Below are 13,892 nucleotides of genomic sequence, written 5' to 3'. Positions count from 1 at the left end.
ACGGCGACCTCGACGTCGGCCGGCGTCGACACCGGCACCGCGGCGAGCGGCGCGCCGGTGAACGGCGCCGTCGGCGTGCGGGTCTCGGCGCGGGGGCTCGCGACGACGCGGCGGGTCAGGCGGCGCGCGAGCGCCGGGTCGACCGCGTAGGTGGCGGAGGCGTCCGTCTCGGGATCGGCGATCGTGTCGGACATGCCCTCAGCCTAGGCGCGCACACCGGGCCTGGCTACCGTTGAGTAACTACGCCTCAGGTGGCAGCGACGCCGCCTCAGGCGGGGTCGTACGGCGCGACGACGACCTCGACCCGCTGGAACTCCTTGAGGTCGGAGTAGCCGGACGTCGCCATGGCCCGACGCAGCGCGCCGACCAGGTTGGTCTTGCCGTCGGCCGAGCGGCCCGGCCCCTCGAGGATCTCGGTGAGCGGGCCGAGCGTGCCCACGGACACCCGCTCGCCGCGCGGCAGCTGCGGGTGGTGCGCCTCGGGTCCCCAGTGGAACCCGCGTCCCGGCGCCTCGACGGCGCGGGCGAGCGCGGCGCCCAGCATGACCGCGTCGGCGCCGCAGGCGATGGCCTTGACCAGCTCGCCGGAGCGCCCCATGCCGCCGTCGGCGATCACGTGCACGTACCGGCCGCCGGACTCGTCCATGTAGTCGCGGCGGGCGGCGGCGACGTCCGCCACCGCCGAGGCCATGGGGACGTGGATGCCGAGGGTCGTGCGCGTCGTGTGCGCCGCCCCGCCGCCGAAGCCGACGAGCACGCCGGCCGCCCCGGTGCGCATGAGGTGCAGCGCCGCGGTGTAGGTGGCGCAGCCGCCGACGATCACCGGGACGTCGAGCTCGTAGATGAAGCGCTTGAGGTTCAGCGGCTCGGCGCGGCCGCTGACGTGCTCGGCGCTCACCGTGGTGCCGCGGATGACGAAGAGGTCGACCCCGGCGTCCACCACGGTCTTCCACAGCTGCTGGGTGCGCTGCGGCGAGAGCGCGCCGGCGACCGTGACACCCGACTCGCGGACCTGGCGCAGCCGCTCGGTGACGAGGTCCGGCTTGATCGGCTCGTCGTAGATCTCCTGCATGCGGCGCGTGGCGGTGACGTCGTCCAGGCCGGCGATCTCGGCGAGCAGCGGCTCGGGGTCGTCGTACCGGGTCCACAGGCCCTCGAGGTCGAGCACGCCGAGGCCGCCGACCTCGCCCATGGCGATGGCGGTGGCGGGCGACATGACCGAGTCCATCGGTGCGGCGATCACGGGCAGCTCGAACCGGTAGGCGTCGATCTGCCAGGCGACCGAGACCTCCTCGGGGTCGCGGGTGCGCCGGCTGGGCACGACCGCGACGTCGTCGAAGGAGTACGCCCGACGTCCGCGCTTGCCGCGCCCGATCTCGATCTCGCTCACGGCGGCAAGGCTACCGGGCGCGCACCCGGCCCCCTCAGGACAGCCGGGCCAGCAGGTCGAGCGAGGCCCGGACGTCGGCGAGCGCGGCCGGCGCGTCCTGCGGACCGGCGAGGACGACGTCCTGCTCGAGCACGTACCAGCCGGCGTACCCGTCCTGCTCGAGCTGCCGGACGACGTCCGCGACCCGTGCGTCGCCGGTGCCCAGCGGCCGGTAGAGCCCCTGCGCGACGCCCTGCTGGTAGGCCAGCTCGCCCGCGCGCACCCGCTCGGCCAGCGCCGCGTCGACGTCCTTGAGGTGCGCGTGCACGACGCGCTCGCCGCCGGCCCGGGCGACCTCCACCGGGTCGCCGCCGCCGACCAGCACGTGACCGGTGTCGAGGCACAGGTCGACGCTGGCGTGCTCGAGCACCCGGGTGATGTCGTCGGGCGTCTCGACCATCGTGCCGACGTGCGGGTGCAGCGCGACGGTGACGCCGCGGCGGGCGGCGAGCGCCGCCACGCGGTCGACCTCGCTGAGCAGGTGCGTCCAGCCCGCGGCGTCCAGCGCCGGCCGGCCCTCGTAGCCGTCGACCCCGGTGGCCGCGGCCAGCACCAGGACGTCGGCGCCGCAGGCCACTAGCCCGTCGAGCGCCGCGTGCAGGGCGGGCTCGGGGTCGTGGTCGGCGTCGTGCAGCACCAGCGGGACGAAACCGCCGACCGCCCGCAGCCCCTCGGCGGCCAGCACCGCGGCGCGCTTGTCGGGTGCCTCGGGCAGGAAGCCGTCGGGCCCGAGCTCGGTGGCGGTCAGGCCCAGCGAGCGCATCTGGCCGAGGACGGTGTCGAGGTCGAGCTGGTGGCCCCAGCCCGGCACCTCGCAGACGCCCCAGCTGATCGGCGCGCCGGCGGCCCGCGCGAGCGGTGTCGTCACGGGCGTGGGCGCTGCAGGCTCGGCACGTCCGCGAGCCTACGCTGCTGACGTGCAGCACGAAGGCCCCTTGCGGATCGCGGTGGTCGGCCTGGGCGGGATGGGGCGCACCCACCTGGCCGGCCTGCTCGCGCTGGGCGTCGACCAGCCGCTGGAGGTGAGCGCGGTCGCGGACGTCGACGACGCGGCCGTCGACGCGCACCTGGCTCCCGGGCGCCGCGGCTGGACGACGCCGCTCGAGCTGGTGGCCGAGGCGGACGTCGACGCCGTGGTGGTCGCCGCACCGGACGCCGCGCACGCCGAGCTGGTGCACGCCTGCCTCGACCGCGCCCTGCCGGTGCTGTGCGAGAAGCCGTTGACGACGTCCGTCGCGGCGTCGGCCGCGGTGGTCGAGCACGAGCTGCGCACCGGGCGGCAGCTGGTGCAGGTCGGCTTCATGCGCCGCTACGACCCGGCGTTCGCCGCCGTGGCCGACGCGGTGCACGCGGGCGAGGTCGGCCCGCCGGCCGTCGTCCGGACGGTGCACCGCAACCCGGTCGAGGCCTACGCGTTCGAGCCGTCGGTGCTGGTGCGCAACTCGGCGTCGCACGACGTCGACCTGCTGCGCTGGGTCACGGGCGACGAAGTGGTCGAGGTCGGTGTCGACGAGGCCCGCGACGCCGGACCGGGTTTCGCGGCGTTCCTGCTGCGCACCCGCACCAGCGGTGGCACCGTGACCTCGACCGAGCTGGTCTACGGCCCGGGCTGCGGCTACGTCGTGGGGCTGGAGGTGACCGGTCTGGACGGCGCGGTGGCCACGCCGGCCGAGCGCTCGCCCGACTGGACCCGCCGGTTCGACGACGCCTACCGGCGCCAGCTGGCCGGGTGGGTCGAGGGGCTGCGGTCGGGGCGGCCGGACCCGCGCGGGGCGACGGCGGCCGACGGGCTGGCGGTGAGCCGGGTGCTCGACGCGGCGGACGAGGCGTGGACGACGGGACGAACCGTACGGCTGGAGGGCTGATGGCAGAACGCAACTGGGCCGGCAACGTCGAGTACGGCGGTCCGCTGGAGCGCCCCGAGAGCGTCGAGCAGCTGCAGCAGCTGGTGCGCGACGCCCGGCAGCTGCGGGTCGTCGGCTCGCGGCACTCGTTCAACGACGTGGTCAGCACCGACGGCACCCTGGTGACGCTCGACGCGCTGCCGCTCGAGGTCGAGGTGGACGTCGACGCGCGCCAGGTCGTGGCGAGCGGCGCGGTGCGGTTCGGCGAGCTGGCCGGACGGCTCGACGCCGCGGGACTGGCGCTGCCCAACCTCGGGTCGCTGCCGCACATCAGCGTCGCCGGGGCCTGCGCCACCGGCACGCACGGCTCGGGCGACGTCAACCAGGTGCTCGCCGCCTCGGTGGCCGCGGTCGAGGTCGTGCGTCCCGACGGCGAGCTGGAGGTGCTCCGCCGCGGGGAGCCCGACTTCCCCGGAGCCGTCGTCTCGCTGGGAGCGGTCGGGCCCGTCGTCCGGGTGACGCTCGACGCCGTGCCGACCTTCGCCGTGCGGCAGGACGTGTACGACGACGTGCGGCTCGCGCCGTCCGACCTGCTCGAGGCGCTCGGCTCGGCCTACAGCGTCAGCCTCTTCAGCGACCTGCGCTCCGACCGGTTCCTCATGGCCTGGCGCAAGCAGCGCTTCGACCCGCGGGCCGAAGCCCCTGCGGCAGAGCCGGTCTGGGCCGGTGGCCGGCTCGCGACGGCCGCCCGGCACCCGGTGCCCGGCCAGCCCACCGAGGGGACGACGGCCCAGGGCGAGGTCGGGCCGTGGCACGAGCGGCTGCCGCACTTCCGGCGCGAGGTGCCGCCGAGCAGCCGCGGGGACGAGCTGCAGTCCGAGTACCTGCTGCCGCGCGAGCACGCGGCGGCGGCGTGGTCGGCGCTGCTCGGGCTGCGCGACGAGCTGGCGCCCCTGGTGCAGATCGCCGAGGTGCGCAGCGTGGCGGCCGACCCGCTGTGGATCAGCCCGGCGTCCGAGCGCGACAGCGTGGCGCTGCACGTCACCTGGGTGCAGGACGAGGTGGCCGTGCGCGCGGCGCTCGAGCGGCTCGAGCCGCTGCTGGTGCCGTTCGCGGCGCGGCCGCACTGGGGCAAGGTGTCGGTGCTGCCGGCCGAGCGGCTGCCCGACCTGTACCCGCACCTGGGCACCTGGGCCGAGATGGTGCGCCGCCGCGACCCGCAGGGCGTCTTCCGCAACGCGTTCGTCGAGCGCGTCGTCGGGTCCGTGTGACGGCTCGCGACCGGCACGTGGCTGGCATGCTGCGCGCATGACGTTCCGATCGACGGTGCTGCTGGGCGGCAAGACCGCCACCGGCATCCCCCTGCCGGACGCCGAGGTCGAAGCGCTCGGCGGCGGGCGCAAGCCGGCCGTGACGGTGACCGTCAACGGCTACTCCTACCGCACCACGGTCGCCTCGCGCGACGGCGTGTACCTGGTGCCGCTCAGCGCCGAGAACCGCTCTGCCGCAGGCGTGGCGGCCGGTGACGAGGTGGAGGTCTCGCTCGCCCTCGACACCGCGCCGCGCGAGCTCGAGGTGCCGGACGACCTGCAGGCAGCCCTGGACGCCGAGCCCGCCGCACGTGCGTTCTTCGACGGGTTGTCGTACAGCAAGCGGCAGTGGTTCGTGCTGAGCGTGACCGGCGCGAAGACGGCCGAGACCCGCGAGCGCCGCGTGACCAAGGCGCTCGAGCTGCTGCGCGACGGTCGCTCCCACTAGGACGCGACGACGTCGCCGTCCTTCACCGTGACGGCGAACGTCGCGAGCGGGCTGGGCGCCGGGCCGCTGATGTTCTTGCCGTTCAGGTCGAACGCCGACTGGTGGCACGGGCAGTCGAGCTCGCCCTGGCCGGGAGCGACCGTGCAGCCCATGTGGGTGCACCGGGCCTTGAAGGCCAGCACCGTGCCCTCGGTCGGCTGGGTGATGAGGATCGCCGTGCCGTCGGGGGCCTTGGCCGAGATCGCCCCGCCCACCGGCACGTCCGACACCTTCGCCAGCGCAGCGCCGCCGTCCGATCCCCCCGAGCCCGACGAGCTCGACGAGCTGGACGAGCTGCCGGACGACGAGCCGCCCGCCGCGCTGTCGTCCCCGCTCCCGCACGCGCTCACGAACGCGGTGGCGGCGACGGCCAGACCGGCCCCCAGCACCGGTCGCCGTCCGATCGCGATGTCGACGGGTGCGGGACGGTCGTGGGCGTGCGGCATGCGGCCTCCTCGTCAGCGGACCGCGCCTCGGTCCGGTGCTGGAGGAACGGGACGAACCCCCCGCGAGGTTCACCGTGGAGGATCGCTGCCGCTCAGCGGGAGCGTCCTTCCACGGTCTGGCCAGCCCTCGAGCGCGTCAGCCCTCGTCGGGCCGGCCGGTGCCGTCGGTGCGCAGGCTGGTGTCGAGGTCGTCGTCCAGCGACTCCTCGCCGTCCGGGTCGACCTGGGGGCGCCCGGCGGCGGGCATCACGCCGCGCTCGTCGAGGTTGCCGTCGTTGTACGACCCGTCGGTGCTCTGCTCCGGCTGCACGGCGCCCCCGTGCGGCTGCACCGTCTCGCCCGGCACGGTCGCCGAGGGAAGGTCCGCCGCGGGCTCGCGGCCCGTCGGGGAGTCCAGGTCGGTCTGCGCGTCAGCCGGGTTCTCGCTCATGCACCACACCGTCGCACCTGACGGCGCGCGCGCAACCCGAGCCGCTGGACGACCCCGGCTCAGCGACCGGTGTAGTTCGGCGCCTCGACGGTCATCTGGATGTCGTGCGGGTGCGACTCCTTGAGCCCCGCAGCCGTGATCCGGATGAACCGGCCGTTGGCCTGCAGCTCGGGCACGGTGCGCGCGCCGGAGTACCACATCGACTGCCGCAGGCCGCCGACGAGCTGGTGCGCGACACCGGCGAGCGGCCCGCGGAACGGCACCTGCCCCTCGACGCCCTCGGGGATCAGCGCGTCGTCGGCCGAGACGTCGGCCTGGAAGTACCGGTCCTTCGAGAACGAGCGGATGGCGCCGCGCGACTGCATGGCGCCGAGCGAGCCCATGCCGCGGTAGGTCTTGTACTGCTTGCCGTTGATGAAGACCAGCTCGCCCGGGCTCTCCTCGACACCGGCCAGCAGCGAGCCGAGCATCACCGTGTCGGCGCCCGCGACGATCGCCTTGGCGATGTCACCCGAGTACTGCAGCCCGCCGTCACCCATGAGCGGCACGCCGGCCGGGCGGCACGCGAGCGACGCCTCGTAGATCGCGGTCACCTGCGGCACGCCGATGCCGGCGACGACGCGCGTGGTGCAGATCGAGCCCGGCCCGACGCCGACCCGCACGCCGTCGGCGCCCGCGTCGACGAGCGCCTGGGCGGCGGCCCGGGTGGCGACGCTGCCGCCCAGGACGTCGATCCCGGCCGCGGCCGGGTCGGCCTTGAGCTGGGCCACCATGTCGAGCACGCCGCGCGAGTGGCCGTGCGCGGTGTCGACGACGATCAGGTCCACGCCGGCGTCGATCAGCGTCATGGCCCGCTTCCAGGCGTCGCCGTGGAACCCGACGGCCGCCCCGACGCGCAGCCGGCCCGCGTCGTCCTTCGTGGCCTGCGGGTACTTCTCGGACTTCGCGAAGTCCTTGACCGTGATCAGCCCGCGCAGCCGGCCGCCCTCGTCGACGAGCGGCAGCTTCTCGACCTTGTGCTTGGCCAGCAGCGCCATCGCGTCGTCGGGCGAGGTGCCGACCGGCGCGGTCACGAGCGGCATCGGCGTCATGACGTGCCGCACCAGGCGGCTCTGGTCGCTCTCGAAGCGCAGGTCGCGGTTGGTGACGATGCCGAGCAGCAGCCCGCTGGAGTCGACCACCGGCAGGCCGGACACGCGGTAGCGGGCGCACAGCGCGTCGACCTCGGCGAGCGTCGCGTCCGGACCGGTCGTCACGGGGTGGCTGACCATGCCGGCCTCGGAGCGCTTCACCAGGTCGACCTGCGCCGCCTGGTCGTCGACCGAGAGGTTGCGGTGCAGCACGCCGAGGCCGCCCTGGCGCGCCATGGCGATGGCCATGCGCGACTCGGTGACGGTGTCCATCGGCGAGGAGATCAGCGGCAGGTTGACCGTGATCCGCTTCGACACCCGCGTCGCGGTGTCGACCTCGGACGGGATGACGTCGCTCTCGTGCGGCAGCAGCAGCACGTCGTCGAAGGTCAGCCCGAGGGCCGCGAACTTGTCCGGGACGTCGACACCGTCAGGGCTCATGCTGGCCTCTCTCGAGCACGCTGGGCAGATGTCCCAGGGTACCTGGGCCGCGGGGTCACCCGAGCAGCGCCGTGCGGCCCTTCCCCTTGCCCTTGCCCTTCCCCTGGCCCTGGCTGTCGCCGTCGCCGTCACCCGGGTCGGACGTCGTCGGGGCGGGCGGGGTGGTCGTGGTGGCCGGCGGCGGGGGCGGCGCCTGCACCGCGCCCGGTCCGGCCGTCGTGGTCGTGCCCTTGGCCGGCTTGGACGGCTTGGGCTTCTTCGGGCCCTTGGTCGCGCTCGGGTGGTCGCCCTGGTCGTCGTCGTCGGTGCTGCTCGGCGTGCCGGGCCCGTGCGTCTCGCCCGGCCCGGCCGGCGTCCCGCCCGGCCCACCCGTGGGGGCACCGGTGGCGACGCCCGGACCAGCCGGCGCGCTCGGCGTGCCCACGGGAGCAACGCCGGGGAGACCGGACGCCGTCCCCGCGGCCAGCGCGGCCTCGAGCGCCGCCAGGTGCTGGCGCACCTCGGGACCGCCGCCGTCCGGCAGAGCCGCGGCCTCCGAGCGCAGCGCCGCGACCCGCGCCGGGTCGACGCCGCGCTCGGCGGCCGCCGCGTCGATGCGCTTCGTGAGCCGGTCGACCTGGTCGCGCGAGGGCTTGTCCTGGTGGTGGGTGACGACCTTGGCGATGGTGCGCAGGCCGAAGGCGCCGACCGGGTCGCCCGAGACGGCGGCCGCGACACCCGCGCTGCCCAGCACCATGGCGACCGCCGCGGCGACCGCGCCGCCGCGCCCCACCCGCACGACCCGCCGGCTCAGACCGCGCGCCGGAGGGGGCGCCATGGACAGCACCGCCGCCACGGAGCCGGCCGGCAGCTCGGTCGCTGGCAGGTCGACGTCGACGTCCGCCGCGAGCGCCGCGAGCAGCGCGACCGCGGGGTCGGCGACGTCCTCACCGGTGGCGGACCGCCGGCCGAGCCGGTCGAGCAGCGCGTCGTCGGCGAGCACGCCGTCCAGGGACGGGGTCATGACGCCCCCTCCTGCGACCGCGCGGCGAGCTCGCGCAGCTTGGCGAGCGCCCGGTGCTGGGTGACGCGCACCGCGCCCGGGCTCATGCCGAGCGCGCGGCCGGTCTCCTCGGCGGTCCAGCCGGCGGCGACGCGCAGGGTGAGCACCTCGCGCTGGGTCTCGGGCAGGGTCGCGAGCAGGTCGCGGGCGTGGTCGGCGTCCGCGGCGCGCAGCGCGAGGTCCTCGGGGCCGGGAGCCGGGTCGACGCCGTCCTGGACGACGTCGGTGGGCTGCGGACGGCGGATCGCGGCGCGCTGCACGTCGGCCACCTTGCGCGAGGCGATGCCGTGGACGAAGGCCTCGAAGGGCACGCCCCGGTCGCTGTAGCGCGGCAGTGCCGTCAGCACGGCGATGCACACCTCCTGCGCCGCGTCGTCCGCGGCGTCCTCCGCCCCGCGGTAGCGGCCGAGCCGACCTCGGGCGTAGCGGTGGACGAGACGTCGTACGTCGGCGAGGAGCTGCTCGGTGGCCTGCGGGTCACCCTCGACCGCGCGAGCGGCCAGCGCCCGCAGGTCGTCAGCGGGCTCCGCAGGAGGTATCGCGGAGGCGCCGCCCGGCGTTACGCCGGCGGCCGCGTCGTCCGCTGCAGTCGTCATCGAATGTCCCCGAGAGCTGGTCCGTCGGGTCCGACGATAGCCGCGTCAGTGCACCAGGCCCCAGCGGAAGCCGACCGCCACCGCCTGGGCGCGGTCGGCCGCACCCATCTTGCGGAAGAGCCGGCGCGCGTGGGTCTTGACGGTGTCCTCGGACAGGTACAGCTCCTTGCCGATCTCGGCGTTGGAGCGGCCGCGGCTCATGCCGGTCAGCACCTGCATCTCGCGCTCGGTGAGCGTGGGCTGGGCGGCGGCGCCGGCCAGGGCGGCGCCCGGGTCGACGTGCCGGCGCCCGGCGACGTCGGAGAGCGACTGGACGACGGTCGCGGCGAGCTCCTCGCGCGAGGCGTCCTTGACGACGTACCCGCGGGCCCCGGCGGCGATGGCGCGCGCGACGCCGTCGACGTCCTCCGCGACGGTCATCATCAGCACGCAGGCCTCGGGGTGCAGGGAGATGAGGCGGCGGGTGGCCTCGGTGCCGCCGACGCCGGGCATCCGGACGTCCATGAGCACCAGGGAGGGACGCTCGACCGGCCAGCGGGCGAGGACCTCCTCGCCGCTGGCAGCGGCGAGCACGCGGGTCACGCCGGGGATGGTCGCCACGGAGCGACGCAACGTCTCCCGCGCCAGCGGGGAGTCGTCGCAGACCAGCACGGTCGCCATCCGCACGTCCTTCCGGTACGAAGCTGCGCACGGCCGGTCCGGCCGTGTCGACACCTCATCGGCACGTGCGGGGCGCTTCCTTAGGTCTGGAGCCCCTCGGAGGTGCGCGCGGGGTCGTCCCACCACCCGCTCGTGCGCCCGGTCGGCAGGTGCTCGCGGACGACGGCCCGGCAGCGGGCGGTCGCCGCCGCCCACGCCGGTCCGGCCAGAGGACCGCCCACGGCCACCAGCGGCGCCAGCCCGAGCCGGTCGGCGAGCACCAGCGCCGCCTCGAGGTCGGCCGCGCCCTGCTCGGTCGAGGGCTCGTGCGCCACGGCGCTGAACAGCAGCGACTTGGCCCGGTGCCGGTCGGACGGCGCGCTGCTGGCCACCGCGTCGCCCGCGGCCTCCCGCGCGGTGACCGGGTCGCCGTCGAGCAGCGCCACCTCGCAGCGCACCCACGCCAGCCGGGTGGCACGGCGCCAGTGGCCCGGCTGCTGGTCGGCGAGCTCGACGACGCAGCCGGCCTGGCGCCAGCGCTCGACCGCCGCGCTCAGGTCGGCCCGCCCGACGGCGTCCGCGGCCCAGCCGGTCCAGGCGTCGGCGAGGGCGTCGGCCAGGCGAGGGCCCGGGCCGGCCTCCCCAGCCACGCCCAGCAGCCCGGCGCACCGCTCGACCGCCTCGCCGTCCAGCTCGTCCGCCCGGTCGTGGTCGCCGAGCTGGCGCCAGCCGCTCGCGTGCGCGGTGCGCAGCAGCTCGTGCTCGACCGCGTCGTCGTCCGGCCCGGCCTGCACGGCCAGCGCCTCGCGGTAGCAGCCGCGCGCGAGCAGGCCGGCGACGTCGTCCCACGCGCTGCGGGCGGCGGGCACGGCGTCAGATGAGGGAGGCGACGACCTGGTCGACCGCCTCGCCGAGCGAGTCGACGAAGGTCACGGACGGCGGCAGGTCGCGCCCCCAGCCCGGCCCGCCGAGCAGCAGCCGCGGTTTGGGACGCACCCGGCCCAGCTGCTCGAGCAGCTCCTCGTTCCCGACGGGCATCACGGCGTAGACGAAGACCACGGCCGGGCCGACGCGCTTGACCGCGGACACCAGCGCGTCGCCCGGCACCCGCTGGCCGAGCTGACGGGCGTAGACGCCGCGCTCGGCGAGCGCAGCGGCCAGCGCGTGCAGCGGCAGGCTGTGCTGCTCCTCCCCGGCGGCGGCCAGCACGACCTGGGCGGTGTTGCGGGCCAGGTCCAACGACTCGGTCGTGCTGCGCAGCACGCCCATGAGGCACTCGCTGAACAGGTGCTCGACCTCGATGCCCTGCTGGGTGCTGGCGTAGCGCTCGCCGAGACCGATGAGCACCGGCGAGACGAGGTTCTCCCAGGTGACGATGACGCCGTCCTGGCGGATCTGCCGGCGCAGGATCTCGCTGATGCCGTACGCATCGAGCATCATCGACGCCCGAGCCAGCCCGCGGGCCGCGGGCGAGGCCTCGCCCAGCGGGACCACCCGTCCCCCGCCCGCCCGGCCCGGCAGGTCACCGGCCAGGTCGACGATCGACACGTCCTCGTCGGGGTCGCCGGCCAGCGCGTACTGGGCCGCCTGCGCGGGCGACAGGCCCTCGTGGGTGAGGCGCCGCATGACGACCAGGCGCGAGAGGTCGGTGGCGCTGTAGCGGCGGTGCGAGCCGGCCGTGTGCTCGGTGGGGCCCAGCCCGTAGCGACGGGCCCAGGTGCGCAGCGTGGCGGGAGCGACGCCGAGCCGCTTGGCGACGGCGGCGACCGTCAGCGTGGGCGGGTCGGGCGTCCCGGTGGCTGGAGCGCGCCCTTCGATCACGCTGTGATTCTGCGGTGCGGGGTGCGTCCCCGCCACTCGTGACCGATCTGGCCGTTGCCGGCGCAATTTCCTTCGAGAGGGCCTTGAACAACGGTTGAAGCGGTTGTACGTTGATCACGGGCAATCGTTTCAGCGGTTGTTCAAAGCGCGTCGCACAGCCCGCTCGAGCCGAGGGCGGTTCCTTCACCAGCACGATCGCGGAGGTTCCAGACATGGCAGAGATCTCTCGGCTCCCCGGACCGGTGGCCGACCTGTGGGAGTGGCAGTACCAGGGTGCGTGCCGCCGGGTCGAGCCCTCGGTCTTCTTCCACCCCGAGGGCGAGCGCGGCCCGACGCGCCGGCGCCGCGACGAGGCGGCCAAGGCCGTCTGCTCCACCTGCCCGGTCGTGGCGCAGTGCCGGCAGCACGCGCTGACCGTGCGCGAGCCGTACGGCGTGTGGGGCGGCATGACCGAGGACGAGCGCGAGGCGTACTACGCGGCCGCCAAGCAGGCGCCGCTCACCGCCGCCAGCTAGTCCCCCGAGACGCCGAAGGCCCGACCACCGCGAGGTGGTCGGGCCTTCGTGCTGCTCAGCGGCGCGCGTCGCGCCGGTCAGCGCCGGTCAGCGCCGGTCAGTGGCCGTGACCGTGACCGTGGCCGTGACCGGCCGCGGCCTCGGGGGCCTCCTCCTTCTTCTCGACCACCAGGGTGTCGGTGGTGAGCACCATGGAGGCGATGGACGCCGCGTTGCGCAGCGCCGAGCGGGTGACCTTGACCGGGTCGATGACGCCGGCGGCCATCAGGTCGACGTACTCGCCGGTGGCCGCGTTCAGGCCGTGGCCGGGCGCGAGCGCCCGGACCTTCTCGACCACGACGAAGCCCTCGAGACCGGCGTTCTCGGCGATCCAGCGCAGCGGCTCGCTGGCCGCCTTGCGGACGATGCCGACGCCCGTGGCCTCGTCGCCGGTGCGGTCGAGCCCGTCGTCCAGCACCTGCACGGCCTGGATCAGCGCCGAGCCGCCGCCGCTGACGATGCCCTCCTCGATCGCCGCGCGGGTCGCCGAGACGGCGTCCTCGATGCGGTGCTTCTTCTCCTTGAGCTCGACCTCGGTGTGGGCGCCGACCTTGATGACGCACACGCCGCCGGACAGCTTGGCCAGCCGCTCCTGCAGCTTCTCGCGGTCCCAGTCGCTGTCGGTGCGCTCGATCTCGGCCTTGATCTGGTTCATCCGGCCCTGCACCTCGGACGCCTCGCCGGCACCCTCGACGATCGTGGTGTCGTCCTTGGTGACCACGATGCGCCGCGCGCGACCCAGCTGGTCGATGCCGACCTGGTCGAGCTTGAGGCCGAGCTCCTCGCTGATGACCTCGCCGCCGGTGAGCACCGCGAGGTCGCCGAGCATGGCCTTGCGGCGGTCGCCGAACCCGGGGGCCTTGACGGCCACGGCGTTGAACGTGCCGCGGATCTTGTTGACGACGATCGTCGACAGCGCCTCGCCCTCGACGTCCTCGGCCACGACGAACAGCGGCTTGCCGGTCTGCAGCACCTTCTCCAGCAGCGGCAGCAGGTCCTGGACCGAGGAGATCTTGGCCTGGTGGATCAGCACGTAGGCGTCCTCGAGGACGGCCTCCATGCGCTCGGCGTCCGTGACGAAGTACGGCGAGAGGTAGCCCTTGTCGAACTGCATGCCCTCGGTGAAGTCGAGCTCCATCGCGGTGGTCGAGGACTCCTCGACCGTGATGACGCCGTCCTTGCCGACCTTGTCGAACGCGTCGGCGATCAGCGAGCCGATCGTGGCGTCCTGGGCCGAGATGGTGGCGACGTGCGCGATGTCGTCCTTGCCGTCGACGTCGCGGGCGGCCTTGAGCAGCGCGTCGCTGACGGCCTCGACGGCGGCGTCGATGCCGCGCTTGAGGCTGGACGGCGCGGCGCCGGCGGCCACGTTGCGCAGGCCCTCCTTGACCATGGCCTGCGCGAGGACAGTGGCGGTCGTCGTCCCGTCGCCGGCGACGTCGTTGGTCTTGGTCGCGACCTCCTTGGCCAGCTGCGCGCCGAGGTTCTCGTACGGGTCGTCGAGCTCGACCTCGCGGGCGATGGTCACGCCGTCGTTGGTGATGGTCGGCGCGCCCCACTGCTTGTTGATGACCACGTTGCGGCCCTTGGGGCCGAGGGTCACCTTGACGGCGTTGGCGAGCGCGTCGACGCCCCGCTCGAGCGCCTTGCGGGCGGAGTCGTCGAACTCCAGGGTCTTGGCCATGGGTGGTCTGGTGCCTCTCTGGGACGAAGGGGGTGCGTG

At 74.9% G+C, this 13,892-nt stretch carries 15 protein-coding genes and 1 pseudogene; 4 read left to right on the top strand and 12 right to left on the bottom strand.

All coding sequences use genetic code 11. The features are described 5' to 3' along the window. The 3 genes and pseudogenes from gabD2 to ACYVJ4_RS04140 all read right to left on the bottom strand — a co-directional run. Positions 1-194: pseudogene (gene gabD2 / locus ACYVJ4_RS04150) on the bottom strand (succinic semialdehyde dehydrogenase); the annotation flags it as partial. 74 nt (positions 195-268) lie between these two features. Further along, entirely contained in the window at positions 269-1,390 is a 1,122-nt protein-coding gene (locus ACYVJ4_RS04145) for a GuaB3 family IMP dehydrogenase-related protein (RefSeq protein ID WP_460458850.1), read from the bottom strand. 34 nt (positions 1,391-1,424) lie between these two features. After that, positions 1,425-2,297 (bottom strand): sugar phosphate isomerase/epimerase family protein, encoded by an 873-nt coding sequence (locus tag ACYVJ4_RS04140; RefSeq protein ID WP_460458849.1) that lies wholly within the window; start codon positions 2,295-2,297, stop codon positions 1,425-1,427. Positions 2,298-2,346: 49 nt separating this feature from the next. On the opposite strand from ACYVJ4_RS04140, the gene ACYVJ4_RS04135 reads away from it, so the two are divergent. From ACYVJ4_RS04135 to ACYVJ4_RS04125, 3 genes are read left to right on the top strand one after another with little or no spacing between them, the layout of a single operon-like run. Then, positions 2,347-3,294, top strand: a complete 948-nt coding sequence (locus ACYVJ4_RS04135; protein WP_460458848.1) for a Gfo/Idh/MocA family oxidoreductase — start codon at positions 2,347-2,349, stop codon at positions 3,292-3,294. Continuing rightward, entirely contained in the window at positions 3,294-4,544 is a 1,251-nt protein-coding gene (locus ACYVJ4_RS04130) for an FAD-binding protein (RefSeq protein ID WP_460458847.1), read from the top strand. The genes ACYVJ4_RS04135 and ACYVJ4_RS04130 overlap by 1 nt, the downstream gene beginning before the upstream one ends. Before the next feature lie 37 nt (positions 4,545-4,581). Further along, a complete protein-coding gene (locus ACYVJ4_RS04125) occupies positions 4,582-5,031 on the top strand; it encodes a YdeI/OmpD-associated family protein (protein ID WP_460458846.1) in 450 nt (149 codons plus the stop codon). Here the strand turns inward: ACYVJ4_RS04125 and ACYVJ4_RS04120 are convergent. From ACYVJ4_RS04120 to ACYVJ4_RS04085, 8 genes are all read right to left on the bottom strand, one after another. After that, positions 5,028-5,516, bottom strand: coding sequence for a QcrA and Rieske domain-containing protein (locus tag ACYVJ4_RS04120; RefSeq protein ID WP_460458845.1), 489 nt, complete (start codon positions 5,514-5,516; stop codon positions 5,028-5,030). The genes ACYVJ4_RS04125 and ACYVJ4_RS04120 overlap by 4 nt on opposite strands. 136 nt (positions 5,517-5,652) lie before the next feature. After that, on the bottom strand, positions 5,653-5,946 hold the full coding sequence (locus ACYVJ4_RS04115) for a hypothetical protein (RefSeq protein ID WP_460458844.1): 294 nt from the start codon (positions 5,944-5,946) through the stop codon (positions 5,653-5,655). Positions 5,947-6,005: 59 nt separating this feature from the next. Beyond that, positions 6,006-7,517 (bottom strand): IMP dehydrogenase, encoded by a 1,512-nt coding sequence (guaB, locus tag ACYVJ4_RS04110; RefSeq protein ID WP_460458843.1) that lies wholly within the window; start codon positions 7,515-7,517, stop codon positions 6,006-6,008. A gap of 55 nt (positions 7,518-7,572) precedes the next feature. Then, positions 7,573-8,520 carry a hypothetical protein gene (locus ACYVJ4_RS04105; protein ID WP_460458842.1) on the bottom strand — a complete coding sequence of 316 codons (948 nt, stop codon included), beginning with the start codon at positions 8,518-8,520 and terminating at the stop codon, positions 7,573-7,575. Beyond that, the gene (gene shbA / locus ACYVJ4_RS04100; protein WP_460458841.1) at positions 8,517-9,155 is read right to left on the bottom strand and encodes an RNA polymerase sigma factor ShbA; all 639 of its coding nucleotides are present in this window, start codon (positions 9,153-9,155) and stop codon (positions 8,517-8,519) included. The genes ACYVJ4_RS04105 and shbA overlap by 4 nt, the downstream gene beginning before the upstream one ends. A 45-nt stretch (positions 9,156-9,200) precedes the next feature. Further along, entirely contained in the window at positions 9,201-9,815 is a 615-nt protein-coding gene (locus ACYVJ4_RS04095; RefSeq protein WP_460458840.1) for a response regulator transcription factor, read from the bottom strand. An 80-nt stretch (positions 9,816-9,895) separates the two neighbouring features. Continuing rightward, the gene (locus ACYVJ4_RS04090) at positions 9,896-10,663 is read right to left on the bottom strand and encodes a hypothetical protein (protein WP_460458839.1); all 768 of its coding nucleotides are present in this window, start codon (positions 10,661-10,663) and stop codon (positions 9,896-9,898) included. 4 nt (positions 10,664-10,667) lie between these two features. Continuing rightward, entirely contained in the window at positions 10,668-11,615 is a 948-nt protein-coding gene (locus ACYVJ4_RS04085; RefSeq protein ID WP_460458838.1) for a MerR family transcriptional regulator, read from the bottom strand. A gap of 212 nt (positions 11,616-11,827) precedes the next feature. Between ACYVJ4_RS04085 and ACYVJ4_RS04080 the strand changes: the two genes are divergently transcribed. Further along, positions 11,828-12,130: a WhiB family transcriptional regulator gene (locus ACYVJ4_RS04080; RefSeq protein WP_460458837.1), complete on the top strand. Its 303-nt coding sequence runs from the start codon at positions 11,828-11,830 to the stop codon at positions 12,128-12,130. A 97-nt stretch (positions 12,131-12,227) separates the two neighbouring features. Here ACYVJ4_RS04080 and groL read toward each other — a convergent pair whose 3' ends face one another. Beyond that, positions 12,228-13,853 carry a chaperonin GroEL gene (gene groL / locus ACYVJ4_RS04075; protein WP_460458836.1) on the bottom strand — a complete coding sequence of 542 codons (1,626 nt, stop codon included), beginning with the start codon at positions 13,851-13,853 and terminating at the stop codon, positions 12,228-12,230. Positions 13,854-13,892: the final 39 nt, after the last annotated feature.

The organism is Angustibacter peucedani (assembly GCF_054779595.1).
The sequence above is the reverse complement of the archived record's forward strand: the minus strand, read 5'-3'. Positions and strand labels throughout refer to the sequence as shown.

Excerpts from the sequence above, each read along its gene's own strand:
- ACYVJ4_RS04130 (WP_460458847.1), top strand. The coding sequence starts at position 3,294 with ATGGCAGAACGCAACTGGGCCGGCAACGTCGAGTACGGCGGTCCGCTG.
- ACYVJ4_RS04125 (WP_460458846.1), top strand. The coding sequence starts at position 4,582 with ATGACGTTCCGATCGACGGTGCTGCTGGGCGGCAAGACCGCCACCGGC.
- ACYVJ4_RS04120 (WP_460458845.1), bottom strand. The coding sequence starts at position 5,516 with ATGCCGCACGCCCACGACCGTCCCGCACCCGTCGACATCGCGATCGGA.
- ACYVJ4_RS04115 (WP_460458844.1), bottom strand. The coding sequence starts at position 5,946 with ATGAGCGAGAACCCGGCTGACGCGCAGACCGACCTGGACTCCCCGACG.
- guaB (WP_460458843.1), bottom strand. The coding sequence starts at position 7,517 with ATGAGCCCTGACGGTGTCGACGTCCCGGACAAGTTCGCGGCCCTCGGG.
- ACYVJ4_RS04105 (WP_460458842.1), bottom strand. The coding sequence starts at position 8,520 with ATGACCCCGTCCCTGGACGGCGTGCTCGCCGACGACGCGCTGCTCGAC.
- shbA (WP_460458841.1), bottom strand. The coding sequence starts at position 9,155 with ATGACGACTGCAGCGGACGACGCGGCCGCCGGCGTAACGCCGGGCGGC.
- ACYVJ4_RS04095 (WP_460458840.1), bottom strand. The coding sequence starts at position 9,815 with ATGGCGACCGTGCTGGTCTGCGACGACTCCCCGCTGGCGCGGGAGACG.
- ACYVJ4_RS04080 (WP_460458837.1), top strand. The coding sequence starts at position 11,828 with ATGGCAGAGATCTCTCGGCTCCCCGGACCGGTGGCCGACCTGTGGGAG.
- groL (WP_460458836.1), bottom strand. The coding sequence starts at position 13,853 with ATGGCCAAGACCCTGGAGTTCGACGACTCCGCCCGCAAGGCGCTCGAG.